Source organism: Thermorudis peleae (assembly GCF_000744775.1).
GTDB classification, from domain to species: domain Bacteria; phylum Chloroflexota; class Chloroflexia; order Thermomicrobiales; family Thermomicrobiaceae; genus Thermorudis; species Thermorudis peleae.
On record NZ_JQMP01000001.1, the window covers coordinates 237,140 to 262,870 of the forward strand.

At 59.3% G+C, this 25,731-nt stretch carries 27 protein-coding genes; 11 read left to right on the forward strand and 16 right to left on the reverse strand.

Going from position 1 to position 25,731, the window contains the following annotated elements; genetic code table 11:
• Nucleotides 1-121: 121 nt before the first annotated feature.
• The 3 genes from N675_RS13365 to N675_RS01100 form a co-directional block, all read right to left on the reverse strand.
• Complete coding sequence (locus N675_RS13365) at nt 122-931, reverse strand: alpha/beta fold hydrolase (RefSeq protein WP_081886744.1); 810 nt, start codon at nt 929-931, stop codon at nt 122-124.
• A 44-nt stretch (nt 932-975) separates the two neighbouring features.
• Complete coding sequence (locus tag N675_RS01095) at nt 976-1,893, reverse strand: Gmad2 immunoglobulin-like domain-containing protein (protein ID WP_051913751.1); 918 nt, start codon at nt 1,891-1,893, stop codon at nt 976-978.
• Nucleotides 1,894-1,972: 79 nt separating this feature from the next.
• Nucleotides 1,973-3,343 carry a bifunctional folylpolyglutamate synthase/dihydrofolate synthase gene (locus N675_RS01100; RefSeq protein ID WP_038037484.1) on the reverse strand — a complete coding sequence of 457 codons (1,371 nt, stop codon included), beginning with the start codon at nt 3,341-3,343 and terminating at the stop codon, nt 1,973-1,975.
• Between the two features lie 281 nt (nt 3,344-3,624).
• Here N675_RS01100 and N675_RS01105 point away from each other — a divergent pair, with 281 nt between their 5' ends.
• The 5 genes from N675_RS01105 to N675_RS01125 all read left to right on the forward strand — a co-directional run bounded on the left by N675_RS01105 (nt 3,625) and on the right by N675_RS01125 (nt 7,767).
• Nucleotides 3,625-4,287: an orotate phosphoribosyltransferase gene (locus N675_RS01105; RefSeq protein ID WP_051913755.1), complete on the forward strand. Its 663-nt coding sequence runs from the start codon at nt 3,625-3,627 to the stop codon at nt 4,285-4,287.
• 29 nt (nt 4,288-4,316) lie between these two features.
• Nucleotides 4,317-5,132 carry a cyclase family protein gene (locus tag N675_RS01110; RefSeq protein WP_038037485.1) on the forward strand — a complete coding sequence of 272 codons (816 nt, stop codon included), beginning with the start codon at nt 4,317-4,319 and terminating at the stop codon, nt 5,130-5,132.
• A gap of 106 nt (nt 5,133-5,238) precedes the next feature.
• Entirely contained in the window at nt 5,239-6,525 is a 1,287-nt protein-coding gene (locus N675_RS01115; protein WP_051913757.1) for an Nramp family divalent metal transporter, read from the forward strand.
• 23 nt (nt 6,526-6,548) lie between these two features.
• Nucleotides 6,549-7,487 (forward strand): universal stress protein, encoded by a 939-nt coding sequence (locus N675_RS01120; protein WP_081886746.1) that lies wholly within the window; start codon nt 6,549-6,551, stop codon nt 7,485-7,487.
• Entirely contained in the window at nt 7,459-7,767 is a 309-nt protein-coding gene (locus tag N675_RS01125) for a hypothetical protein (protein ID WP_051913759.1), read from the forward strand. Before N675_RS01120 ends, N675_RS01125 begins: the two co-directional genes overlap by 29 nt.
• On the opposite strand, the gene N675_RS01130 is transcribed toward N675_RS01125, so the two are convergent.
• The 7 genes from N675_RS01130 to N675_RS01160 all read right to left on the reverse strand — a co-directional run bounded on the left by N675_RS01130 (nt 7,721) and on the right by N675_RS01160 (nt 13,930).
• Nucleotides 7,721-8,194, reverse strand: a complete 474-nt coding sequence (locus N675_RS01130) for a TIGR03668 family PPOX class F420-dependent oxidoreductase (protein ID WP_231577882.1) — start codon at nt 8,192-8,194, stop codon at nt 7,721-7,723. The two genes, N675_RS01125 and N675_RS01130, sit on opposite strands and share 47 nt — an antisense overlap.
• A gap of 193 nt (nt 8,195-8,387) precedes the next feature.
• Nucleotides 8,388-8,876, reverse strand: coding sequence for a hypothetical protein (locus N675_RS01135; protein ID WP_231577883.1), 489 nt, complete (start codon nt 8,874-8,876; stop codon nt 8,388-8,390).
• Between the two features lie 351 nt (nt 8,877-9,227).
• Complete coding sequence (locus tag N675_RS01140) at nt 9,228-9,857, reverse strand: molybdopterin-dependent oxidoreductase (protein ID WP_051913764.1); 630 nt, start codon at nt 9,855-9,857, stop codon at nt 9,228-9,230.
• Between the two features lie 14 nt (nt 9,858-9,871).
• The gene (locus N675_RS01145; RefSeq protein WP_051913766.1) at nt 9,872-10,708 is read right to left on the reverse strand and encodes a hypothetical protein; all 837 of its coding nucleotides are present in this window, start codon (nt 10,706-10,708) and stop codon (nt 9,872-9,874) included.
• A 5-nt stretch (nt 10,709-10,713) separates the two neighbouring features.
• Nucleotides 10,714-11,571: an ABC transporter permease gene (locus tag N675_RS01150; protein WP_038037487.1), complete on the reverse strand. Its 858-nt coding sequence runs from the start codon at nt 11,569-11,571 to the stop codon at nt 10,714-10,716.
• A gap of 228 nt (nt 11,572-11,799) precedes the next feature.
• A complete protein-coding gene (gene modA, locus N675_RS01155; protein ID WP_038037488.1) occupies nt 11,800-12,768 on the reverse strand; it encodes a molybdate ABC transporter substrate-binding protein in 969 nt (322 codons plus the stop codon).
• 25 nt (nt 12,769-12,793) lie between these two features.
• On the reverse strand, nt 12,794-13,930 hold the full coding sequence (locus N675_RS01160; protein WP_038037489.1) for a substrate-binding domain-containing protein: 1,137 nt from the start codon (nt 13,928-13,930) through the stop codon (nt 12,794-12,796).
• Between the two features lie 282 nt (nt 13,931-14,212).
• Between N675_RS01160 and N675_RS01165 the strand changes: the two genes are divergently transcribed.
• From N675_RS01165 to N675_RS01190, 6 genes are all read left to right on the forward strand, one after another.
• The gene (locus N675_RS01165) at nt 14,213-15,481 is read left to right on the forward strand and encodes an MFS transporter (protein ID WP_038037490.1); all 1,269 of its coding nucleotides are present in this window, start codon (nt 14,213-14,215) and stop codon (nt 15,479-15,481) included.
• Between the two features lie 120 nt (nt 15,482-15,601).
• Entirely contained in the window at nt 15,602-16,195 is a 594-nt protein-coding gene (locus tag N675_RS01170) for an ECF transporter S component (protein WP_051913768.1), read from the forward strand.
• A gap of 12 nt (nt 16,196-16,207) precedes the next feature.
• Entirely contained in the window at nt 16,208-17,116 is a 909-nt protein-coding gene (locus N675_RS01175) for an energy-coupling factor ABC transporter ATP-binding protein (RefSeq protein ID WP_051913771.1), read from the forward strand.
• Entirely contained in the window at nt 17,101-17,961 is an 861-nt protein-coding gene (locus tag N675_RS01180) for an energy-coupling factor ABC transporter ATP-binding protein (protein WP_051913773.1), read from the forward strand. The genes N675_RS01175 and N675_RS01180 overlap by 16 nt, the downstream gene beginning before the upstream one ends.
• Nucleotides 17,948-18,757, forward strand: a complete 810-nt coding sequence (locus tag N675_RS01185) for an energy-coupling factor transporter transmembrane component T family protein (protein ID WP_051913775.1) — start codon at nt 17,948-17,950, stop codon at nt 18,755-18,757. Before N675_RS01180 ends, N675_RS01185 begins: the two co-directional genes overlap by 14 nt.
• A 62-nt stretch (nt 18,758-18,819) precedes the next feature.
• Nucleotides 18,820-19,659, forward strand: a complete 840-nt coding sequence (locus tag N675_RS01190; protein ID WP_038037491.1) for an amidohydrolase family protein — start codon at nt 18,820-18,822, stop codon at nt 19,657-19,659.
• Here the strand turns inward: N675_RS01190 and N675_RS01195 are convergent.
• The 6 genes from N675_RS01195 to N675_RS01220 are packed head-to-tail and all read right to left on the reverse strand — an operon-like array spanning nt 19,656 to nt 25,683.
• Nucleotides 19,656-20,651, reverse strand: a complete 996-nt coding sequence (locus tag N675_RS01195; protein ID WP_051913777.1) for an aldo/keto reductase — start codon at nt 20,649-20,651, stop codon at nt 19,656-19,658. The two genes, N675_RS01190 and N675_RS01195, sit on opposite strands and share 4 nt — an antisense overlap.
• The gene (locus tag N675_RS01200) at nt 20,644-21,039 is read right to left on the reverse strand and encodes an L-rhamnose mutarotase (RefSeq protein WP_081886749.1); all 396 of its coding nucleotides are present in this window, start codon (nt 21,037-21,039) and stop codon (nt 20,644-20,646) included. Before N675_RS01200 ends, N675_RS01195 begins: the two co-directional genes overlap by 8 nt.
• Before the next feature lie 21 nt (nt 21,040-21,060).
• Nucleotides 21,061-21,816, reverse strand: a complete 756-nt coding sequence (locus N675_RS01205) for an SDR family NAD(P)-dependent oxidoreductase (RefSeq protein ID WP_038037492.1) — start codon at nt 21,814-21,816, stop codon at nt 21,061-21,063.
• Nucleotides 21,817-21,873: 57 nt separating this feature from the next.
• Nucleotides 21,874-22,908, reverse strand: a complete 1,035-nt coding sequence (locus N675_RS01210; RefSeq protein WP_051913972.1) for a carbohydrate ABC transporter permease — start codon at nt 22,906-22,908, stop codon at nt 21,874-21,876.
• A 9-nt stretch (nt 22,909-22,917) separates the two neighbouring features.
• The gene (locus N675_RS01215; protein WP_231577884.1) at nt 22,918-24,105 is read right to left on the reverse strand and encodes a carbohydrate ABC transporter permease; all 1,188 of its coding nucleotides are present in this window, start codon (nt 24,103-24,105) and stop codon (nt 22,918-22,920) included.
• Between the two features lie 12 nt (nt 24,106-24,117).
• A complete protein-coding gene (locus N675_RS01220) occupies nt 24,118-25,683 on the reverse strand; it encodes an ABC transporter substrate-binding protein (protein ID WP_038037493.1) in 1,566 nt (521 codons plus the stop codon).
• Between the last annotated feature and the right edge of the window lie 48 nt (nt 25,684-25,731).

Genomic DNA, 25,731 nt, shown 5'->3' on the forward strand with positions numbered 1-25,731 from the left:
CTTCCCCCTCCGGCTCGGCCAGCGCGGGCCAAGCCCCCTGTCTGCCTTTATTATCGCGCAGTTGATCCGTAATGGACAGGCCAGCTGTCCTGGTCGATGGTAAGGAGTTCCCACGCGAGCGTCAGTGCGCGTGGGAACTTTCGGTAAGGAACGGTACGACAGCGGACAGAAAGGCCACTGGCGCTTCGGTGTGAATGCTATGACCATGCCCTGGGAACTCGACGACGGCAAGATGCGCGGCAGCCTCACGGATTGCGTACAGAGTCTCATCGTCAATGACGCCACCAACCTGTGGGTCGCCACGGAGCAGGAGAGTTGGCTGGTGGAGTTGATGGAGAAGGGCCAGTGGCTCGCGGTCTTCCGGCACAGGATCAAGCAAGGCAAGGAAAGGTCCGTCAGCAGTCTCGACAAGCCACTGTGCCGCCCGTTGCCGGTCAGCAGGGTCACGCTCAGGCTCGAGCTCAGCGAACAGTGCTTCAGCACGAGCCAGCCCACCATGCTTTGCTTCGAGAAGTGCTTCAAGCCAGAGGCGTGTGCTCGGCGTGATACCGGCAAGCGGTGGATCTTCGAGAACGATGCGGGTAACCTGTGTTGGATAGGCAACAGCAAGTTTGAGTGCGATGAGGCCGCCTAACGAATGGCCGATGACCATTGCGGGCTGGCTACTCGTGTTCGCGATGAGTGCTGCGATGTCAGCAGCATAGTCGGCAAGCGTGTAGCCACTGGCAGGTTTGGCGCTCCGTGCATGACCGCGCAAGTCGGGAGCGAGCACCTGGAAGTGGGTTGCCAGCGTTGGCAATACTGGTTCCCAACTCTCCCAGCGGTCAAACAGGCCGTGAAGTAAGACGAGGAGTGGAGCGGTTGCATCGCCAGCACGGTGCACCCACAGCCTCATGCCATGCTGGATCGGAACGCTTGCTTCTGTCATCATCCCTCCGTGATTCACATGTTATATTGGCCACGCTGCAGCCTGCGTTACGGTGCAACTGTTATTGGAATTTCAACGCGATTTGTTGGTGAGCCGTCGCGTGGCGAGAGCTCAAACGCAATGACATTCACCGGTGTCGGTTTCTGGAGTGGCAGTTGCACCGTTACTTCAAAGGTGCCACGTGTACCACTGCCGGAGGTTGCAGTGACTGGTTGATCGGCCAGAACTGTGCCACGCGTGTCAGTGATGGACAGATGGAACGTCGCTTCGAAGACGTTGGCGGTCCCCCAGATTCGCAGGGGCGTTGACACGGTATCGCCCGGCGCTGGCGACTCGATGAAGATTGCCGGCAGCAGGTCTTCGAAGACTGCCCGAGTGAATGGTGCGTTGGAAGTCAGACCAGCGGCTTGTGGCTCGATCGGTACGCCGTCGACTGTAATGAGCACACTCCGAACCGTTGGAAACTGTGTGAGCGTAAAGACGACTTCCGCAACCCGTTGTTTGAGAAGGCTTGCTGTTGCCTCGCTTGTGAAGGAGCTTGAAAGGTCAACAGTTGCTTGGTCGCCGTTGATCGTGAGTTTGTGAAGCTGTGTGCCAGACGGAATTGCACTGCGAAATCCGAGTGACTGTTCGGCTTGGGTCGGTCCAGCCAAAAGTGCCTGCAGTGCGGTGCTGCCGATTTGGCTTGTGCGCTCAAGATTGCGATGCACAACGCCTAGCTTGCCGTTCCGGAAGAAGTAGAGGGAGAGTGTGGTCGTTGTCGCTGTGGTTGGGGTTAGCGTAGCGGTTACGGCAGGGGTCGGGGGCGGCGTCGCGGTAGCGTCGGAGGGGGTTGCGGTCGCTGTGCTTGCTGATGTCGCTGATGGGACGAGCGGTGTCGTTGTCGGCGACGGTACTGCTTGACAAGCAACGATCACGAGCAGGCCAAGCACCAAAAGGAGGATCAGCTTTGATTGCACACGCATTCTCACTCCTTCAATCCTCGAGTAGTGGGGAGCAGGCATGGCGGGCGATTTTACGCTTCTAGGGTAACACACTGACTCCTTAGCCGAGCAGGGCTCGTTCGTCAGGGTCAGCGCTTGCCAAGCCAAGTGCTTCTCGTGCTTCAGCGACGACCGTCAAGGAGCCTGTTGCAACAATCAGGTCGTCGACACCAGCCTGTTCACGAGCCAATGCGAGTGCTGCCGCAACACTTGGTGCTGTCATGGCGTCAACGTGAGGACGAAGCTGTCGTGCGACTTCGACAATCTCTTCTGGCGCGCGGATTCGCGGGCTGTGGGTGGGAACGGCAATGAGGCGGGTACAGAGCGGCAAGAGCGGCGTGAGGAACGCCAGCAGGTCTTTATCGCGCGCCAGCCCAATAATTGCAGTCAAATGTGTCCACTGAAAGTGGGTACAGAGCGCCGTAGCAAGTGCCTGAGCGGATTCACGATTGTGTGCGGCATCCAACACAATCGTTGGCCGTTCCTGCACAACTTCGAGTCGGCCAGGCCAACGCACCGCTGCTACCCCGTGGCGGATTGCAGTGTCGGGCACATCAATGCCCTGCTGGCTAAGCGAGTGGGCGATAGTGATGGCAACGCCTGCATTCTCCACCTGATGCTGCCCCAGCAAGCCGCTTCGCAGCCCCTCTAGCTGGCCTCCTGGCCCGACGTAGGTAAACGCTTCGGGCGTTCCCCGAACATGCCAATCGCGATCACCGAGCCAGAGTAGCGCGTTCTGTTGTGCAGCCGTCGCAATGATCACTGCTGCAGCTTCGGGCGCTTGTGGCGCAGAGACGACTGGACGTCCCGGCTTGATAATGCCTGCTTTCTCACGCGCGATTGCATCCAGAGTGTTGCCGAGAATGTGCATGTGGTCAAACCCAATCCGGGTAATGGCTGCAACGGTCGGTAGGACGACATTCGTGGCATCCAGTCGGCCACCGAGGCCTACCTCAATAACAGCAATATCCACGTCAGCGCGTGCAAAGGCAAGAAAAGCAAGGGCCGTGGTAAGTTCAAAGGCGGTCGCTTCGCCAAGGTCAGGATGCGCAGCAGCAAGATGTTCGTTTGCGCTTGCAAGTTCCTGTAAAAGCGTTGCAAAGACATCAGGAGCAAGGGGCTGATGATCAAGCTGAAAACGCTCGCGAAACGTGTGTAAGTGTGGTGAGGTGTAGAGACCGGTGCGGTAGCCGGCTGCATGCGCAATGGTGGCGATGAACGCAGCAGTTGAGCCTTTTCCCTTTGTCCCTGCAATGTGCACAACGGGATACTGCTGATGCGGATTGCCAACGAGGGCCAGCAAGTGCCGGGTGCGCTCCAGACCGGCACCTTCATCACCAAACGGATTGGCGACAAAGCCGCGATCATAGCCAGCGCGAGCGCTGAGATAGCGAATCGCCTCGTGATAGCTCCATGGGTGAGCGCGAGTCATCGGCAGGCCTCCTCTGCTGGCTTTAGCATACCCGGAGGAGGGGGATTTTCGCTTGTTTCCTGGTTCGCTTATACTTTTGCGGCAGCGCTGTGTCCAGGCATTGTGCCGTCGCGACACACGAACAGCCCGGTGAATATGGAGGCAGGAGCACGCGGGAGGGGTAAAGGGCGAGCGCGGCATACCGACTATTCCTGCTATTCCTGGTATGCCGGAGGCAAGTCAACCTTCTGCTGGTTCCCCATCGGCTGTGGCAAAGGCAAGACAATACAGGAGGAAGGGACGTGCTATTCGGGGCAGAATCTAATCTCGATCTTGCGCAGGCCCTGTTTGACCTCGGCGGTGTGTTGTTTGGCGAGTTCGATTTAGGGCCAACAGCTGGGCGTTCGCCGGTATATATTAACCCGCGGGTTCTCATTAGCGAACCAAGCGTCTTGCGACGTATTGCTCAGCTGATCTATCATGAGATTCAAGCCGATCAAGCACGCCGTCGTCCACGACTTGCGAGCTTTCGGGCTGTTGCCGGCGTCCCAATGGGCGGCTTGCATCTGGCCACCGCCTTTGCGCTGGTTAGTGATACCCCGCTGATTTACATTCGTCCTGACACGCAGGAACCAGTGATCGAAGGGCGAATTATTCCTGGTCAAACGGTCCTTGTCATCGATGACCTCATGACTGGCGGGACAAGCTTGCTCCGTACAGCCAAAACGCTCGAAGACGCTGGACTGGTCGTGCGGGATTTCATTGTCCTGATCGATCGGGAGCAAGGCGGCGTTGAGCGGCTACGTGAGCACGGCTATCATGTTCTGCCAATCCTCCGGCTCCGCACGATGCTCACCTACTACTATGAAAGCGGCCAGCTTGACAGCGCGCGGTATCGCACGATTATGGCGTATCTCGAGCAGACTGGCCGCCGGCCGGCTGCACTGCCGCCTGAAGAGGAATGAAGGAATAACGTATTGCCGAGAGGGAAAGCATGGCTGAGGTTGTCGATGTCTTGGGTCTGCGCGCCCAACTCTTCGATTTAGAGCAGCCACGTACTGCGACGATGCCGATCCATCCCTCACATCGCCCTGGATACCACTACGCGCTTTATCGGCGCCATGAAGATACGTACGCGCCAGAACGAGGCCCGCGGTCAAGCGCGTCTGGTCTCGTTGTTTGCATGGAGCACAGTGGTACGCATATTGATGCGCCGTGTCATCAGGCAGAACACCTGATGTTGACTGGGGGTGTTCGTGCGCAAGACGTTGAAGGACCGTCTGGCTTCCGAACGCTCTCGATCGACCAGGTAGCACCGTTGGTTGGCCCAGCCGTTGTGCTCGATGTGCCACGGGCAAAAGGTGTTGATGAACTGCCAGATCGCTATGCCATTACGGTTGAAGATCTTGAAGCCTGTTGCGCAACGCAGGGCGTCACCATCGAACCTGGTGATATTGTGCTTGTGCGAACTGGGAATGCCCGCTATTGGCATGACACTGAGCGGTACCTGGCTGGTCCGGGCATTGCTGGCAAAACGTCACACTGGCTTGCTGAACGCGGAATCCGCGCTGTTGGAGCAGACAATATGGCCTGGGACGTCATCGGTGTCGTTGATCCGGATATCGGCAGTGATTTGCCAGGGCATCTCATCCTGCTTGCTCGACGCGGCATCCTCATCATCGAGAACCTCTATCTTGAAGAACTTGTCGCTGCCGGGGTACACCGCTGCACGTTCGTTTGCACTCCCCTAAAGTTCGTCGGCGCGACGGGCTCTCCCGTGCGGCCGATTGCCCTCGTCCCGCTCACTTAGTCATTCCTCAACTCTTCCCCTTGCGTCTCTGGCTCTTTCAGGAGTACGCTTGTGCCGAGGCAATTTAGCCTCGGCTAAATTATAGTGGCGCGGGAAGGGAACAACGATGGCGCGACCGGGGCAAGCAGCATCAGCGCCAGAAGGCCGAGGGCAAGCGGCGCAACCAGTACGGGCATGGCGACTGGCACGAATCCTGCCCTATCTTGGGCCGGCGTTCGTGGCCAGCGTTGCGTATATGGACCCTGGTAACTATGCAACGAATATTCAGAGTGGCGCACAATTCGGCTACACCCTAATTTGGGTCGTCTTCGCCGCCAACTTTGCTGCTATGCTGATTCAGGCGCTTTCTGCCAAATTAGGAATTGCAACAGGGCGAAATCTTTCCGAACTCTGCCGTGAACGGTTTCCGCGCTGGGTTGTTTACGCGCTCTGGATCATTGCTGAGATTGTGGCGATGGCCACAGACCTTGCAGAATTTCTTGGGGCGGCGCTTGGCTTCTATTTGCTGTTCCACATTCCCCTCTTCGCCGCTGGCTTACTTACTGGCGTGATCACGTTTGTCATCCTTGCGTTTGAACGCTATGGACATCGCCCGATTGAAGCAGTTATCACAGGGTTCATTGGGATCATCGCAGTGAGTTATGTCATTGAGCTTGCGCTCGAGCCACCAGACTGGATGGCTGTTGGGCAGTCATTGCTGCCGCCACGCTTTGCTGGCCCAGAAAGCGTCTTGCTCGCAACGGGTATTCTCGGTGCCACAGTGATGCCCCACGTCATTTACCTGCACTCTGCGTTAACACAGCGGCGCATCGTCCCGCGAACGGCCGAAGAAGCACAGCGGATCTTTCGCTTCGAGGTCTTAGATGTTGTCATCGCGATGGGAATTGCTGGCCTTGTCAATGCCGCGATGCTGATGATGGCTGCGACCACATTCCACACCCGAGGACTCTCCGATGTCGCGTCAATTGAGGAAGCGTATCGAACGCTCGAGCCACTCCTGGGACGCCTGGCAAGCGTGGTCTTTGCGCTCTCACTGTTGGCCTCAGGGCTGTCTTCATCAACGGTTGGGACAATGGCTGGCCAGGTTGTCATGCAAGGGTTCTTGGAGTGGCATATTCCCCTTTGGCTGCGGCGTGGATTAACCATGCTGCCAGCGTTAATTGTTATCGGCCTTGGTATTGATCCTACTCAAGCGTTGGTAATTAGCCAGGTCGTCTTGAGCTTCGGCATCCCCTTTGCACTCGTGCCGCTTGTCCAGTTCACGAGCGATCATCGCTTGATGGGTATCCTTGTCAATCGTCGAGCAACGACGGTCGTGGCATGGGTGCTCGCCGGGCTCATCATCGCGCTCAATGTGTTTCTCCTCGTCTCCACGTTTCTTGGCATTGGATAGAATGAAATTGGAGAGACTTAGCGATGACACGGCCATTTACTCATATTATTGTGCCCCTTGATGGGTCCCGACTTGCCGAAGGAATCATGCCGGTTGTTGCTGAACTGGCAACACGCTGCACTGCACATGTCACGTTGTTGCACGTTGTCGAAGGGAATCCCCCAGAAGAAGTGCATGGCGAGCCGCACCTTGGCACCGCCGCGGAAGCCGAGGCGTATCTCGTACAGGTTGCTGAGCGCCTGCGCGCTGCAGGCGTGGCAGTCGAGAGCCGCGTGGTGTCAGTAACGGATGATGGCGTTGCGCCTACGATCGCAAAAGTCGCACGGGAAGTGCACGCTGATCTCATCGCGCTCGCAACCCATGGTCGAGGCGGGCTGCGCGGCTTGCTGTTTGGACGTATTGCACAGCAGGTGCTGCAACTCGCGCGTCGTCCAGTCCTCGTTGTGCGTGCTCGACGTGGTATGCCAGCGGAGTATCGCTGCCAGCGAATCCTCGTTCCACTTGATGGCACCCCAGACGCTGAAGCCGCATTACCCGTGGCCTGGGCGCTCGCTGAGCAGGTTGGCGCGCGTGTCCAGTTGGTCCGCGTCGTGCCCACGCTGGAGACCGTCAGCGTACGCGAGCGCGCGCCGGTTGTATTCTTGCCGGCCACATCCGGTGCACTCCTTGATCTTGAGGCGCGTGACGCAAACGACTATCTCGTGCGGTTGCTCGCGAGTCGTCCAGCTGGGGTTGTTGCTGAAGGCGTTGTGCGTCGCGGTGACGTGATTGCGGAGTTGGCTGCTGCCTCACGTGATGCCGACCTCGTTGTCATGTCGACGCATGGGAAGGCCGGCCTTGAAGGGTGGCTGAGTGGCAGCGTAGCGGCGCGGTTGTTGGAACGATTGGAGGCCCCGCTGCTGCTCATTCCAGCTGAACGGAAGGATGGACGCGATGGAGACGTTGATCGAACGAGAGCATGAACGCACGCGGTGGCCTGTTTGGCTTCCCCCGCTCGTCAGTGCACTCGTCTTGTTCGTGCTCTTTGTCACCGCAACGATGGTACGGCGCAGCAGCTTCGCTGAGACTGGGCGCCCAGTGATGATTGCGGCCTCATCAACCGCTGCGGGGGCAATTGCCCTCTCGGGTGGCTGGCTGGTGCTACAGGGCCGGCGCCGTGGCTGGGGTGCAGCGCTGGCTGGGTTGAGCATGCTCGCTATGGGCGGGTATACGCTCGTCCATGTTCTTCGCTCGGTGGTGTAAGCTGTCCCCAACTCCGCACATGACGCGGGGTAAGCGCGATGACTGGTAGTGCCTCCAACTGCATCGTCGCATACTGCGGATAGCGTGCCCGGAGCAGGGTGATGGCCTGCTGGTGGGAAGCTGAGCCCGGCATGACAAGCTCAGCCGGACCACGAACGAGTACCCAGGCGAGTCGTGACCAGTCTTCATCATAGCGGTCAATCACGAGCGCGGCTTGACCAGTGTGGCGAATGTTGCGTACGCGTGCAAGTTGCTCCCACGAGCCCTTGGGCTTCTCGTCAATCGGCGTGTAGAAGCGACCACTTGCTGCGTCATAGGCGTAACAGACTGGAACAACTGTTGGCTCACCCGCTCGGCTGACGGTTGCCAGGTGCCCAATCCGCTGGACTTCGACGAATGCCTGCTCTGCCTGCGACAGCCTTACCATCCCTACGGCCATGTCCCTCATGCTATGGTCTCAGCACCAAGCTCTGCTACACTGCACCAGCGAAGCTCTTGCCTGCATGCCTGGCGCCGTCAGGTAGCCGGGTGTCTCTCCTTCTGCCGCGCGGCTGCGCAGCGAGATCCTATTGGCGACGCCCCTGCTGGATCTGCCTCACCCCCTGGTGCGTGCCGTACCCTCACTGGCCACCGCGTGGCCCGGCTGGTCGCTTCAGTTGGAGAGCCGGTGCGTGCACTGCCTGGGCGATTGCCCGCCAGCGGCTCCAAAGTGCGACAAGGAGGAGGAGCAGGCCAAGCAGGCCGAGGATCGGTTGAAGCGGGGCAAAGAACTGGAGTGCCCCGCTGACCCCCAGGGCGAGGACGACGAGCTTGTTGCAAACTGGACAGCCAACGGCGAAGAAGGTGAGCAGCCCGCCCAGGGAGAGCTTGCCCTCTTGCAGTGGACATGCAGCCGGGAAGGCATAGCTCGCACCGAGCAAACCGGCCAGGAGCGTGGCCGTGCCGAGGAAGACCCAGTCGATCGGGCGTACAGGCGTCATCCGGCTGAACCATGGGTTCGGGATCAGGACAGTCGGCACGCCGATGACGATCATGGTAATGCCTGCCGCAGCCAGACCGAATCCTGCCGCCTTCAGCCATGTCATCCACGGGATCAGTTGCCGTTGCACTGGGTGATCCTCCCCAACAATCTCGTCACATCCACGACGCTCAAGGGTAGCACGATGGGAGGCGGCGGAGATAGCCAGATGAGGTGTCGGCGACCTGGGGCGCAACGGTTGCCCAAGGACGATGGTTACTGGACTGCATCATGCTGCGGATATGGCCGTCGGCGATCTCATTGCTCCGGAGATGCTTCTTGCCCGCAAGCCAGTCTGCCCGAGGAGGAACCGCATCGGCTATCGCGCTGGATACCCAGCAGCCGCCGTATCACTGATGGCTCCTCGGTTTGAATGTTGAGAGATCTGGCCGGCGCTGCGTTGTTTAGCCGAGCCAGGAACAGCACCGGACAGCAGATCGCCCTATCGGCTTCGCGGCGGGCTATCGATATCCCGCACCTCGAGCTTGATGACACCAGAGACGTAACGTCCGCCACGTTGATCCCCTGGGACAACGAGCCGGAACGGCCCTCGGTCGCCGCTGAGGGGCGTGCCATCTTCGTCCCAGGCGAGGAGCACGGGACGATTCCCAAAATTTGGATCAAGTTCCCCAAGGGAGAGCACAACCTCATACCCATCGCGTCCTGTCACAACGACGTATTTGCGGAGCTCATCGTTCTTGCGTGTGCTATCGAGTTGCAGGCCAACCTGCTGGAGTACTGCCCAAAGCCGTACGCCAGTATAGCGGTGCTCCTCCGTTCCCTTGCTGCTCACAAATTGGACGGCAACGGTCTCGCTCCCCAGTTGCTTGGCCTGGTCCGGCGTGAGCTGCCCAGGTTGCTTCACAAGGCCAGTAATGGTGAGCGTATCGCCTGAGGTTGGCGTCGAGCGCTGGGCGGTTGGAGTAGAGACTGTTGGCGTCGCGGTTGGCTGGACAACGGTTGGACTTGTTCCAGCTGCACTGCGCGGCGTTGCACCCGGTGTTGGGGTCACGGCTGTGTTGCAGGCTGTGAGCACGAACATAAGCAGCGCAACGATGAGTCGGCTGCGCATTGCTCCCCCCTCACTTACCGTAGTACGAACGTAGGGTTGACCTGGCGTTGCCATACCATTATGGCGGCAAGAACGCCCTCAGCAATGTGCATCGGTCGCTCGCCGAGCCCCTGGATTTGGGCGTTCGCACCGCGTGGATCAATCTCCAACACTTTGGTTCCAGTGCGTACCGTCACGCCACTCCGTGTGATTCCACGGATTACGCCGTCAAGTGGAGCCTCAATCGTGTATGGCTCGCCGGTATCCGGGATGATCTGGGCGACTGGTTCGTGCTGATGCACGGCGTGACCGATGTCTCGCTCGGTTTGCCAACGACCAGTGATCGGCGCGTAGACGAAGCGATCGCGGCTGTGCCCGGCAATCTCACGAGGTTCGCCGGCAAGCGGCAAGGTTGGCCCTTCCCAGATGATTGCCCCAAGGCGTTCCCATGCTGTCTCGATCGCGACATCAACGTGGTCACCGGCGACGAAACCGGGGCCAAGGCCAATCGTGAGCGGAGCAAGCCCGCGAAGCCGTTCCGGCTGTTCGCGCTTGCGCATCCGTGCATCGATGAGCACCGTAACGTCCAGCACCTGGACAAGCGTTGGCACGCTCCAATCGACAACCAGCGGGATGGCACGTCGGCTCTCGAGCAGGTGCTCCACTGCCGCTCGTGTCACCACACGCTGGGCAACGATGCCAGCAAGTTCCGCTGCGCCGTCGAAGACGGCATCGGTGAATGCCATGCGCCGACGCGTGGTCGTTGGCGCTCGGTCTTCTGCGATAACGACGGCGTAGCCTTCGCTGAAGAGCCGGTGAGCCACGGCTGAGGCGACGTCGTTTGCGCCAAGCACAGCGATACGGTTGTGCATGGTGCTCACTCCAGAACTTCCCGATGACCAAGCAATACCCAGGCTGCCATGACAATCACCAGGGAGAAGCCCAAAAGCAGGACCGAGAGCGACAGCGCCTGGGTGAGATTGGTCTCCATCGCTGTCATAATGGCCAGCGTCATCGTTTGCGTTCGGCCGGGCAAATTGCCAGCGAAGAGGAGCGTTGCGCCAAATTCGGCTGCAGCACGTGTACCGCAGAGCAAGAGACCAGAGAGAATACCGGGGAACGCAAGGGGGAAAGTGATATGACGGTAGGTTTGCCAGGCGCTGGCTCCGTCGATTGCAGCAGCCTCTTCGACTTCACGGGGGACGCTACGAAAGCCAAGTGAAGCGCCGCGGATGTAGAAGGGGATAGCAATGAAGAGTTGCGCCATAACGACAGCGATTGGCGTGAATGGTAACGTAATGCCCACGTGCTCCAGCGTGGGGCCGAAGAGCCCCCGGCGACCAAACGCCATGAGCAACGCAACCCCAGCGATGACCGGCGGAAGTGCAATTGGTAACTCAACAAGTGTTTCCGCCAGCGCTTTGCCGGGAAAGTGCCGTCGAGCCAGCAGATAGGCAAGCGGTGTGCCGCCGACCAGCGCGATGGCGAGCACTGCAGCAGTTGTCAGAGCGGTGAGCCGCAAGGCCGAGAGGACGAATGGGTCAAACAGCGCGTGGAACGTTTCTGCGCGTGCTCCACGCCAGATTAAGGCAACGAGTGGGATAGTGAGATACAACAATAAAAGGATCCCTGGCGCAATCAGCAACGATGCCTGGCGCGCTGGCCGTCTGCGCCAAGCGGGCTGTTCGGTAACTGCGTGTGGGAAACTCGTTGTCTGCGCGCGCTGACTTGCCATTCGTTGCCTCTCTGCCCTTGTTGTGGATCCTCCATACCAGCTGATTGTGAGCAAAGCGTGTCGGTTCCGCCTTGGGCTTAGGCCGTGTTGGGATGCCGAGGAGGGCACCCTCCTCGGCATCATGCCGTTGGCTGCTCAACTTGAGCAATCACACTGCGCCAAAGGCGCCCGAGTGTATTCCCGAATGATGCTGGTCGTAGGGTCGTTCGCTTCATCGTCGGCTTCACCTCACTGCGGTGGTAAGAAGCCCCACTTCTGCAGCACCGCCTGCCCGGCTGGAGAGAGGACGTAGTCGATGAACGCTTGGCCAGCTTGCGCATTCGGCGCATTCTTGACGAGTGCAATCGGGTACTTGGCAATGACATTGAATTGATCGGGTATATCGATGATCTTGACTTTGCTCTTGTAGTCGGGTGTGACATCGGTGCGATAAACAAAACTCGCGTCAGCCTCGCCAAGCGCAACCTTCGAGAGCGCGGACTTGACGTTCGTCTCTTCCGACACAACATTGGCGAGTACCTTATTTGCAAAGTCACTGCCGTATGACGGGTCCTTGCTGGCATTGTTGAGCACCTGACGCGCATAGTTGCCTGCTGGTACGTCTTTCTGCTCAATGACTAACTTGATGCCGCTCTTGGCCAGGTCTTTCAGGCTTGTGATCCCAGCTTTGTTATCAGCTGGCACAACAATCACGAGGGCATTGCGTGCGAAAATCTTGGGCTGGCCAGCAATCGTGCCATCTTGGATTGCCCCTTGCATGTTGGGTTCGTCAGCAGACGCAAACACATCCGCCTTTGCGCCTTGCGCAAGCTGCGTGCGTAATGTCGGTGAGCCAGCGAAATTAAAGGTTATCGAGACGCCAGGGTGCTGGCTCTGAAATTGCTGGGCAATCTCTTTGAACGCGTCGGTTAGTGAAGCCGCAGCAAAGACTGTTACTTGCCCAGTGATCGTGGCGCTAGCTGACGGTGTTGCCATGGCGGTAGTCGGTGTTGCCGTCGCAGCGACCGTGGTCGCTGTCGCTTGCGCCGTTGGCGTTGCTGTCGCGGCGGGCCGTGTGGCTGCTGCTGTTGCGGTCACCGCAGCTGCGGGCTGTGTCGCTGTTGGCGTGGCATTCCCTCCGCAGCCTGTGAGCAAAAGGCCGATCAACATCGGCATGATCGCCCACAGCACGATCTGCGTCGTGGTTCGCCGTTGCATCTCTCTCCCCTTCCCTCTCGTCACACTATCCGCCAATTCGGGCAACAACTGTTCCAAGCGGCTCTACATCGTAGCCACGGGCCGCTTCGAGTTCGTGCCGAAAGCGTGCTGTTGTCGCGAGGTCAAGAAGCCGCTGCACTGCTGGCGTCTCAAACTGCTCGGCTGGGATCACGAGGTCAAACCGCTCCTCCGAAAGCGGCAAAAATGCGAGGCCAAACGCCTCAGCAACCGGTTGGATGCCGGGGCCAGCATCGGCCAGACCGTGTGCAATGGCCATCGCTACAGCTTCGTGACTGGCGAGGATGCGGTTGTAGCCAGGAATCTGCTCGCCGTTGATGCCAGCTTGCGTCAGCCACTGATCGAAGGCCATGCGACTCCCGGCTCCTGCCTCTCGATTGACGATGGTGACTGCCGGATTGAGCAGATCCTCCGGCTGGCGAATGTGGAGCGGATTGCCGGGTGGCAGCAAGAGCCCATCGAGCCAGCGGGCAAGCGTCACCACGATCACCGGCCGTGCTCCGAGCGTCTCCTTGATCATCGGGAGTGTGTCGCCACTCTGCGGATCGCGGAGGTGCGTCCCTGCAAGGTGCACGTCGCCATTGGCGAGCGCGCGCAAGGCAGTGAGGCTACCAACAGGGATCCAGTGAGCCCGTAGCTCGCGCTCCCAGCGACGCGCGAGCGCCGCAAGCAAACCAAGCGCTGGCGCACAGCCGGCGAGCAAGAGCGTCTGATCGAGTGGCTCCTCGGGATCGTGAAGTCGCACCCGTACTCGTTGCGGCGCGACATACTGGATGACCGTGCCATCAGCCGGCGATGCCATGCCATCGGCGCCAGCGAGGGGGTGAGCAACCAGGCGATCTCCAACCCGTGCCAGCCGAACGCGCCGCGATTCCCGTGCATGTGGGAGTACTTGTGGCAGTTCAGCTTCGACATCAACCATTGGCTCGGCAAGGGTGAAGAGATCCTCGACACGGCAGCCAAGCACGTGGGCAAGCCGCAGCGCGATAGCTGTGCTTGGGATGTTCTGCCCCGTTTCAATCGCGTGAATTGCCTGACGGCTGAGACCAACAGCGCGGGCCAGCGCCTCCTGGCTCAGCCCACGCCGCAGGCGCCACGTGCGGACAGTGCTGGTCAGCGGCGTTGGTTCACTATAGCGCCCCATAGCCCGCTCCCTTTCTTGCCTCGGGATTGTAAGAAAAATCCAACATCATGTCAATCAAACTTGACATCTTCCAATACGCAATCAGAAGATCGCCTGCATGTTGCCGGCTTGAGGCCGCATGCAGCTGATGCCATCAAACCGCTCGCTCTCGTGCCGTGTGAGTACAGCCTGTTCGCCGACTATCGAGTGCTGTTGCCTGGGGTGCGGGAGTACATCCCACAAGCAGAACGCTTCAATGCACCAAGTCAGCGGCGTAGAATAGGGGCCGATAGAGGGGCAGGCATGCGCAGACCGAGTTGGCCGAGGCGGCGTATCTACGCTGGATGGGGCATCGTTGCTGCATTGTCGTTCACCGAGACGATTTCATGGGGCATTCTCTATTATGGTTTCGGCGTCTTCCTGCCTGCCATGCGCCGCGAGTTTGGCTGGCCGACGTCGGTGCTTTCTGGCGCGTTCTCAGTGGCGTTGCTCCTCTCGGGCTTGTTTGCGCCAATCGTTGGGCGCTGGCTAGACGAGCACGGGCCACGGCTCGTCATGACCGCTGGCTCACTTGCGGCGACCGGGCTACTGCTTGCCTGGGCGCATGTCAGCACTGTCGTGCCGTTCTATCTCGTCTGGGCTGGCCTTGGCTGCTGTATGGCCTGTGTGCTCTATGATCCGGCATTCGCCGTCATCGCCAAATGGTTCTGGCGGCGTCGCCGCGCTGCCCTAACCACGCTTACACTCGTCGCGGGCCTCGCCAGCGTTATCTTTTCGCCCCTCAATGCATGGCTGATTGCTCAACTGGGCTGGCGTCATGCGCTGGTGGTGCTTGCCCTCGTACTTGGTCTTGGCACAGTTCCACTTCACGCCCTGATATTGCGTCCCGCTCCATCAGCAGCGGAGATCCTCGCAGCAGAAGGTGGAACTGCTACCGATGATGCCCACGCCACTGCGCAGCCGGAGCGGAGTATGGAGCTGGCAAGCGCAGTGCGCACCGCGGCATTCTGGGGATTGACAGGGGCCCTTGTGTTGAGTGCACTCCTGACAGCAACCGTGAGTGTGTATCTCGTCTCGTACCTGGTGGAGCGAGGCATGAGCGTGCTTGCAGCGAGTTCAGTGGCTGGTTTGGTTGGCCTCGCCCAATTGCCTGGGCGGTTGCTCTTTGTACCACTGGCTCGCGTGCTCAGCGAACGCTTTGCCACTCCAGTCATGTTCTGGCTACAGGCCGCTGGACTTGCATTGTTGCTGCTGTTCCCAAGCACAGCTGGGGCGATTCTGGCCGTTGCCCTCTTCGGCATTGGCAATGGCATGATCACTCTCGTTCGAGCGGCACGACCGGCTGAGCTGTTCGGTAGTGCGCGATATGGCAGCGTTGCCGGCGTGATCGCGTTCTGGGCAACGATCGCTCGAGCGATTGCGCCGACGCTCGTTGGCCTTCTGGTAAGCCATTGGAATGGCTTTGCTCTGCCGTTCTGGTTGCTTGTCGGTGCTGGCGGACTGGCTGGCCTCGCGGCCTGGCTCGCTGAGTGGCGAGCAGCGCAGGTGCTGCGCCTGCGGTTAAGCGCATAGGGTACGCAGGCAACACCCGTGCATATTGGATGGGGCCAATTGGCTGTTGACTGGGCACGGTCGGTCGGCCATTGTGTCCCGTTTAGAAACTGGGTGGATTCGGGGAAGGCAGGACCACCAATGCAACGCGTACCTGAGGAGCGGACGACACAAGCGCGCTGGGCGCTGCACCCTCGCCTCATTGCTGTTGTCGGAGTCATGACGGCTGTTGTGTTCGTCGCGACTCGACTCATCCAAGTACCAATTCCTGGAGGGTATGTGCATCTTGGTGACAGCATGATCTACTTTAGCGCGTTCACCTTTGGCCCCTTGACTGGTGGCATCGCCGGAGCATTTGGCGCGACCCTCGCTGACCTGACATCCGGCTACGCCAACTATGCGCCCGCGACTTTCATCATCCACGGGGCCGAGGGGGTGCTGGCTGGCCTCATCGCCTGGCGCGCTGGCGTCTGGCGAATGATCGCTGCCGCCATTGTTGGTGGCCTGGTGATTGTGGGCGGCTACTTCCTCTACGATTTCTTCGTGTTGCGAATTGGCTCCGGTGCGGCCGTGACCGACCTCTGGTTCAACGTTGGGCAAGCAGTGAGTGGCGGGATTATCGGGACAATCCTTGCGGCTGCTGTGCGATTAGCCTATCCACCGGCAACCATGTGGACCGTACAGCAGCGCTGGCGTGAGCAGAGTCCGTCTGAGCCACATTCCTCCACGCGCTAGGAGGGGCGGTGCGTGCACGAAACGTCAACCCCTGCCGAGCGTGCTTCACAAGCACCAGCCGTTCAGATCGAGGGATTGCGCTACTGGTATCCACCAGTCGAAGCTGGGCAAGCCCCGCCCCTCGCGCTTGATGGCCTGACACTGACGATCACATCCGGGGAGGCAGTTGGCGTTACTGGACCAGCGGGCAGTGGAAAGAGCACGTTCTGTTTAGCACTTACCGGACTCGTACCCCAAGAAACCGGCGGTATTATTGAAGGCCGTGTGCTGGTTGCTGGGTATGATACGCGCCGGGTAAGCGTTGCAGCGTTAGCTGCTGCTGTCAGCATTGTCTTACAAGATCCAGAGAGCAACCTTCTGGGCTTGACTGTTGAGGACGAGGTTGCCTTCGGACCAGAGAATATGGGTGTGCCACCGGCCGAAATCGCCCGACGCGTCGACTGGGCGCTGACGGTAATGGGGCTAGCCCACGTGCGAACTCGTCCGTCTTGGGCATTGTCCGGTGGACAAAAGCAACGGTTAGCCATTGCGGCAGCGTTGAGCATGCAACCGAGTGTACTGGTGCTCGATGAGCCAACGGCACAACTTGATCCGGGCGGGCGCCGTGAGCTCTTGCGGGCGCTGATGCAGCTGCGGAAGGTGCTTGGGCAGCGACTCACGTTGATCGTTGCTGAACGGAACCTTGATTGGCTTAGCGCGTTGGTAGACCGCATCATCGTGCTTGATCACGGCCAGTGTGTGCTCGATGGCCCCTCACCAGCACTGCTCGTCTCGGCACGTGCGCACATGCAAGCCCTTGGTCTACCGGTGCCACAGCTGGCTGAACTCGCTGCCTGGTTCGCTGAACGCACCGGCATAGCGGTGGCCTGGCGCACAGTCGATGAAGCGCAAGAGGCACTCGCGTCGTGGTTGGCGATGTAGCTCCTGGCACTCCATTGCTACGGTTTGAGCACGTGCAGTATGCCTATGGTGATGTGCCAGCGCTGTTGGACGTTTCCCTGGAGATTACGGCTGGGGAACGCGTTGCGGTTATCGGCCCAAATGGCTCGGGAAAGACCACGCTTGCCAAGCTCAGCAACGGGTTATTACGTCCGCACGCAGGACGTGTTATCGTTGCTGGCCATGACACGAGTGGACGTGCCCCGGGAGAACTTGCCCGTATCGTCGGCTATGTCTTCCAAAATCCCGATCATCAGCTCTTTCAACCGACTGTCGAGCAGGAAATTGCCTTTGGCCCGCGCACGCTCGGCCTCTCGCCTTCGGCTGTCGCCAAGCGTGTAGAGGCAATGCTCGCCCTGTTCAGCTTAACACCCTATCGCCGGCAGCATCCGACCCTCTTGCGTCGAGGTCTCCGTCAACTGATCGCCCTCGCTGCTGTCTATGCACTCGACCCGGCTGTGCTTGTGCTTGATGAAGCGCTCAGTGCGCTCGACGTGCCACAAGCGATGCACGTGCTAGGCATGCTAGAGCGTGACTGCCACCAAGGGCGGAGCATTGTGCTGATCACCCATGACTTACAGTTGGCCGCCTGGGCCGAGCGTGTTGTGCTCATCGAACACGGGCGCATTCTGGCTGATGGCCCAGCCCGTGCGATACTCGGCGATGCTGCTTTGTTGGAACGTGCCGGGCTCGATCCGCTGCCCGCAACGACACTTGCCGATCGACTCCTCCATCGACGGGGCGTGCTTTCTCCTCATGAACTCATTGCCCTGCTGAGCCAGGCACGGGTTGCGACAAAAACGGACGATGCCAATGGCCCACGCTGATCTTTTTGTCCCTGGTCGCTCTGCGCTCCATCGTCTTGATCCACGAGTCAAGTTTGTGCTTGCCCTCCTCACGGGTGCACTCGTGTTGAGCTGGGATAGCGTACTGCTCCTTGCTGCCTTCCTGGTGTTGACGCAGCTTGTCCTCTGGCACATCCGCTATCCACGAGCAACAGTGCTGGCGTTCTGGCGTGCGCTCCGGCCGTTCCTCCTCCTGATCGTGTTGCTGTGGCCAGTTTTTCATCCTGGTGGCTCGCCAGTGTTGGTGACCGCTGGCCCAGTGCACATCACGCTACCAGCGCTCTTCGCTGGCGTGAGTGCGGCCCTGCGTGTTGCGTCTACGGCATTCATCGCCCTCCTCTGGCTGGGGACAACTGATCAACGAGCTCTTGTGCGAGGCTTTGTTCGCCTGGGGATGCCCTTCAGCCTTGGCATTGCCTTAACGATCGGCTTACGCTTTATCCCACTCTTTGCTGCCATTGTCGAGCAGGTTTCTGCCGCCATGCAATCGCGGGGACTGATCCTGCCACCACGTGGCTGGCGACGTCTGCGAGCGCTTGTTCCCATTCTCATTGCAGCCCTGATCACGAGCCTCCGATATAGCGAGCAACTCGGCTGGGCGCTCGCGCTCCGCGGCGTTGGGGCGTCGCGCCAACGAACCGCGCTGCGTGACCTCACGATGCGCTGGCAGGACTGGGTAGCCTTGCTCGCTGGCGGCTCGCTTCTCGTTGGGCTGCTCCTCGCACGTGTTGTCTGGGGAGTTGGCGGTGCGCTGCTTGCGCCACTCTCGCCACGGTAAGCAAGAAGCGCGAAAATACGCTATGGCATGCGATATACCACTCGCGGCGGGAGGTGGTTGGCATGGAGGCAGCCGGCTGGGTTGATACCCATGTGCACTTTTGGCAGTATGGACGGTCGGATCTCTACTGGATGACGCCTGAGTTGACGGCACTGCAGCGCAGTTTCACCCCTGACGACCTGCTGCCCTGGCTTGAGCGCGTTGGCGTTCGCCAGATCGTCATTGTCCAAGCGGCGCGTTCGGCCTGGGATCATGCCTGGTGGTTCTCACTTGCCGAGCAATATCCAATTGTTGCGGGCGTTGTTGGCTGGGTCGACCTCGCTGCGCCAGCGGTTGACCTCCACCTGGACATGTATGCACGCCATCCAGCGTTTCGTGGCGTGCGGGCGACGGCCGAAAATGAGCCGGACTCTGCCTGGCTCGCCCGGGAAGACGTCCAACGTGGCATTGCTGCTGTTGCTGAGCGGGGCTTAACGCTCGACCTCCTCGTCCGAACTGAGCACCTGCCGCATGTCCCAGCTCTGGCCGAGCGATTCCCTACCCTGACCCTGGTGGTCGATCACCTTGCCAAGCCACCAATTGCGACTGGGCAACTTGAGCGCTGGCGGGAGCAGATTGCGAGATTAGTGCCATATCCCAACGTCTGGTTGAAACTGTCTGGCCTCCTGACAGAGGCTGGGCCACAGCCGACGGTTGAAGTAATTCGTCCAGTGATCGCGTTCGTCCTCGACCAATTTGGTATCGAGCGAATGCTCTGGGGCAGCGACTGGCCTGTCTGCACACTTGCTGCCGATTACCAGCAAACGTATGCAACGCTCCGCGCTGCGCTTGGCCCACTGACCCTGGATGACGAGCAAATGCTGTTCCGTGAGAATGCTCGCCGTGTTTACCGTTTGCCCTAGGAAGACGGCAGCCGCACCGGCTGGCCAGTCTGCGGGTCTTCGGCGAATGGCGGAACCTGGAGCAGTTCGTCCCAGAGTCCTTCAGGAATGGGCAGTGTCGCCAATCGCACGGTCTCAGCAATACGCTCGGGCCGACTCATCCCAACAATGGTCGCACTGATGCGAGGGTCGCGCAGGGAGAACTGCAGTGCTGCAGCGGCAAGCGGGACGTTGTAGCGCGCGCAGATGGCAGCGAGCTGGCGCACACGCTCGAGGAGTGCTGGTGAGGCGTCACGATAGGCGTATCGCGGGTAAGCGTCAGGGCCCTTGGCCAGGATACCGCTCCCGTAGGGCGCAGCATTGACCACCCCAAGGCCGCGTTCGGCTGCCAATGCAATCAACGGCTCCGCGGTGCGGTTGAGCAACGTGTAGCGGTTGTGCGTAATGACCACTTCGAAGGCACCTGTTGCAACGTACTGCATCATCATCTCAATGGGACCGGCGGCAATACCAACGTGTTGGATGACGCCTTCCGCTTTCAGACGAAGCAATGCCTCCACTGGCCCGCCCGGAGCCATTGCCTCGGCGACAGAAAGCCCAGCATGCTCAGGATCGTGGAAGTAAACAAGTTGCAGGCGGGCGAGTCCAAGAAGCCGGAGACTCCGTTCGACTGAGCGCTTCACCTGTTCAGCATCGAAGCGTCTCGTCGCGAGATCACGGTCGGCCTTGGTGGCAAGCACGAATCCGTTGGGGAGCCCGCCGAGTTCGCGGATGACCAGACCGATGCGTCGCTCGCTTTCACCGTCACCATACGCTGCCGCTGTGTCAAGGAAGTTGATGGGGCTTGCAAAAATGGCCCGGATTGTTGCAATCGCCTGCTCCTCAGGCACAGCATACCCAAAGGTATCTGGCATGCTGCCAAGCGGTGCCCCGCCAGCGCAGATCGGGGTAACGAGCAATCCCGTCGTTCCCAAAGGCCTGCGCGGCAGCGTCGGCAATGCTGCTTCAGCCATGGCCTGCTTCCTCCCCGTCGTGTCCTTCGCTCGCTGGAAGAGTACGGTGTTGGGGCCAGTCAAGGTCGAAGACCAGTTCCATGAGCGCCCACCATTCGTTCGTGTCCGCCTCTGGCGCGCGTTCCTGGAAAGTTGCCATGAGCGCGTTCCATTCTGCCGACACTGGGTCGTCATTCACACGAGCGAAGTCGCGTCTTGGATCAAACGCATCATCTGCCTCAACATACATGAAAAGGCGACGGCCGCGTAGGAAGATCCGCATTGTCTGCACACCCACCTCACGCAGCCGTGCGCAGACCTGTGGCCAGACGGCCTGGTGGTAGCGACGATAGGCAGCAATGGCGTCTGGATCATCGCGCAGGCAGAGGGTGAGTCCGTAGGCCTTCATGACTGCCCTCTTTCCCACTGGTCACTGTGCCAGCCAGCCGCCGTCAACGACCAGGGCGGTGCCGGTCACCGCCGCCGCCTCGTCCGACGCGAGGTACAGTGCAGCAGCGGCGACTTCTTCGGCTCGAACCAGCCGTCCCATCGGCTGCCGTGCTTCAAGCGCTCGGCGAGCAGCAACCGGATCAGCGTCTTGCGCAACAAGTCGCTCAACCCATGGCGTATCGACGGTACCAGGACAGATGCAATTGCAGCGAATCCCGTCTTTGACGTAGGCAATCGCGACTTGTTTTGTCAGTGTGACCACCGCTCCCTTGCTTGCGCAGTACGCTGCGCGTTTAGGGATGCCGATGAGACCGGCGACTGAAGCGATGTTGATGATGATGCCGTGATGCCGCTTGAGCATTTGTGGCAGCACGGCGCGCGTGCAGAGGAAGACACCACGGACATTGACGGCAAAGACTCGTTCCCACTCCTCCAGAGGCGTCTCTAGCAGGTCCTTTGTTGTGCCGATTCCTGCATTGTTGACGAGAATGTCGATCTTCCCAAAACGTGACAAGGCTATGTCAGCAAGCTCCTGAACACTTGCCTCGTCCGTCACGTCAACCAAAAGCGGCACGATGTGCTCGGGCGACGCTTGGGCAGTCGCTTCTGCAGCCTCGAGGTTGATATCAGCGGCGATGACCATTGCCCCTTCAGCAGCAAAGCGCTGCGCAATTGCCCGCCCAATGCCTGACCCTGCCCCGGTCACGAGTGCAATCTGGTTATCCAGCTTACCCATGCATTCCCCTCGCGATTCCCTTGGCCCTCGACCCCCGAGTTGAAATCTGATGTGGAATTATCCACGGACCGCGCCAATCAGCAGTCCGCGTGCGATGTACCGCTCGAGCACAATTGCCAGCACAATGACTGGCACGATCATAATTAAGATCAGCACTGACATGTACCACCATTGTGGACCACGAGTTGCATTCTGCGCAGCAACCAGCAGCGGCATGGTCTGGGCGTTGGCGCTACTGAGAAAGAGCGCAAGCAAATACTCGTTCCAGGCGAGTACGAGAACAAAGAGAAAGGTCGCTACAAGACCTGGAAGCGCGAGCGGCAGTACGATGTGCCAAAGAATTTGGTAACGTGATGCCCCATCGATTGCAGCACTCTCTTCAAGGTCGAGAGGGATTGTACGAAAGTAGTCGCGCAGCAACCAGACCGCAATCGGCAAGTTCGCGGCGATATAGGCGATGACGAGGGCCGTCCGTGTGTCGAGCAGATGGAGTCGTTGGAAGAGGATGTAGATCGGGATCACAACCGCCACGGGAGGAAGCATCCGCTGGGAGATGATCCAGAAGGCAATGTCGTTGTTGCCGAGCGCTGCTTTCGTGCGGCGGCCCAGTGTTAACGCACCGATCACAAAGAGGGCAGTGGCAGCGGCAATCGCCAGACTGTCTGGCAGGCCAAGGTTCATCCCCAGTAGCGCGAGTAGGCAGCAGAGAAGGAACGTGAGGACAATGCCAAGCGGTACACGATAACGAAACCGACTCAGTCCATAGGTCGCGGCCGCTCCGAAGAGAAGTGTTAAGACCGAGCTGGAGAGCCCAACGATAACCGTATTGATATACGGTCGAATCGTATCGTTGCGCAGATCGACGAAAATATAGCGCCAATTCTCCAGCGTCGGTCGAAAGTCAACAAAAGGTATATAGAGTGGCCCATTGTAGACGTGGACCGGGAGCTTAAACGCGGTAATTGCCAGCCAGTAGAGTGGGAAGAGGACGATAAGTGTCCAGAGGCCGAGCACGACATAGGAGAAGACAAGTCGCAAGGGTGAAGGAGCCAGCGGCGAGCGTTGTCGGGCTAACGCAGTACGCGTGGACATAGCCATCTCCTATCCTGCTGCTTCCGTGAGACGGCGGTGGATCAGATTGACGTAGCTGAGTCCAACGAAGGTGACAATGAAGAGCAGGGTGTAGGCAATTGCTGCCGAGGTTCCGAAGTCAAACGCCCTCCAGGTCACATAGGCGTGGAGAGTTAACGATTCGGTCGCTGTTCCTGGGCCACCACCGGTCAGCACGTTCGGCATGTCAAAGATCTTGAAGGCTTCGATCAAGCGGATCAAGATAAGCGTGCTGCTAACGGGGGCAATCTGCGGGAGCGTAATCTTCCAGAAGATCTGCCAAAGATTAGCTCCATCAACGGTCGCTGCCTCAAGGAGTTCTTGTGGTTGCCCCTCGAGTGCGGCGAGGAGGACGATGAACATGAACGGCGTCCACTGCCAGAGGTCGCCGATCATCACTGCAATCCGTGCCCCCCACGGATCGTTAACCCATGAGAAGTTTGCGAGCCCAAGGAACTCCCACAATGGTGCCAGCGGGCCCTTTGTGGTGTCGGTCAACATCCGGAACATGTAGGCGATACCGACAGGGGTAATCATCATTGGCAGTAGGAATACAACCCGGAAAAACCGCCGTCCAGGAATCTGTTGTGTGCAGAGAAGAGCGAGGCCGAGGCCAACAACATATTGGAGGGCAACACCGACGACGACATAGATGAGGGTCACAATAAGTGTCCCTGGTCTTCCCCCTGAGCGAAGGGTTGCTTCAAGCAGCCAGAGCGCTGCCAGGATGCCGGCAGCGACGATCCCGCGGCCTAGCAGGCCTAGTATCAGTTGTGGTGGACGACTACGGGCATAGCGCAGCAACCAGCCAATCAGGATGATAGCCCCGATGCCCAAGATGACCCAACTGAGTGGCGTTGATGGGGCGAATGTACCAAGAAAGTGCTCGTGCTCTACGCCGAAGAAGAGTTTTTGGTAATTCAGGAGCCCAACGAACTGGATACGGAAGCCGCCACTGACCAGTTGGAACCGTGACAGAGACAGGTAGAGGGAGAAGATCAGTGGAAAGATCGCGAGCAAGAGGATAATCAAGACCGCAGGCAGGAGCATCACTGCTCCTGCCTGCTGGTCAGCCCATGCGCTCACCGTGACCCACGAAAGGCGACGCGGCCGTGCTGGAGCGACCGGCGGTGCGGCTACTTGTCCAGTCATATCTACATGCTCATGGCGCTCTGCCATAGCCAGCGTCTCCTACTTGGTTGGTAGGCTTAAGCTCGCGCGGTAGGCCGCGAGTTGCTTGTCACGGCCGAGTTCATTTGTGATCTGGTTCCAGCCGTCGGTCAGTTCTTTCATGGCTTGGTCGCGAGTGATCTCACCAGCCAGGAACCGTGAAAGCACCGTATCGAGAACGACGCCTTGGTAGCGCTGGGTGCCAGGAATCCGCAGATCCAACACCATGTTCGGACTCTCGAGGCTGGCTTTAATTGCTCCCAGGTAGTTCTGCGCCGCTTGTTGGCTCATGCCTGCCTTGATCCACTGGTCTAGATTCGTAAATTGCGAGGTGCGATATGGGTTGAAACCCGTCTTGCCAATCGTTACATCGACATTCGACTGCGCGGGCTGGCTCACATAGGATAGGAAGGCATAGCCAGCATCCTTAACCTTGGCCGGGGCAGCTTTATTGATCGCTCCTGACCAGCCACCATAGGCAGCATAGGGCGCATGGTTAATCCCATTGGTTGCGTATGGACACGTGGTCTGGTCGCACGCGACGAGCTTACCACTTTTCCGATCAAGAATCTGCTTGGTCCCAGGTAAGATGACTGCGCCGACCTTGTCCTTGACCTTGGATTGCTGCGGGTCGATCGCTAGTGTTCCAATATCGCCCCAGTCGATGGAGAGTGCGGCGCGACCCGTAATGAACGTTGATCGGGAATCGCCGACATCAAAGTTAAGTTCGTCCGGTGGTCCATATTTTGACGTCTCCTTGTAGATGTCGAGGGCCATGGCAAAGGCCTCGTTATTCGTGAGCGGATCCATTGTATCCGTGTCGAAGAATGCCCCTTGCTTCGTCCCCTGACTCTGCAGGAAGGATGCCGCAATGGACCAGAACATCCAGTAGGACTGCGCCCCACGCTTCTTGGCGATGACTGAACCAAAGTCAGGAGAGCCGTCGCCGTTGAGGTCTTTGCCGTGGAAGGTCTTGGCAAGATTCAAGTAGTCTTCCCAGGTCTCGGGCGGTTTCAACCCGGCCTGCTCCAGGAGATCGGTACGGTAGTAGACCATCTGGAAATCACCATCGAGTGGCACCGTATAGACCCGGCCGTTGAAGGTTGCACTAAAGTTGCGGAAGAATGGAGCAATGTCATCCCACTGGAGTGCTGGATCGTTCTTGACACGATCCGTGAGGTCTTCGAGATAGCCCGGCGTGACGAAATCGGCCATCCATTGTGGATCGAAGACAATCACGTGGTAGTTGTTGGTCCCGGTCGAGAAGTCAGTAAGAATTTTCTGGTAGAGGTCGCTAAATGGCACCGTGATCACGTTGATCTTCGCGCCAGTGAGCTTTTCGAATTCCGGCGCATGTCGTTGGAGCGGCTCAGCAATCTGCGGCCCGGTGAAGGTCACTACATTGACTGTTACCCCAGCAAAGGACTGTGCACTGCCGCCTGTTGTAGTTGTAGTAGTCTTGCTCCCTCCACCGCCTCCTCCACCCCCACAGGCGGCCAGGAGCGCACTACCGACCAGCAAGGTTGCACCTTTAAGCAGAGAACGCCGCGTTATCCGTGTGCCTGCTTGTGAGTGATATTCAACCATGGGGCTCCTCCTCCCTCTTTCATTCCGTGGCACTCCTAGCCGCACATG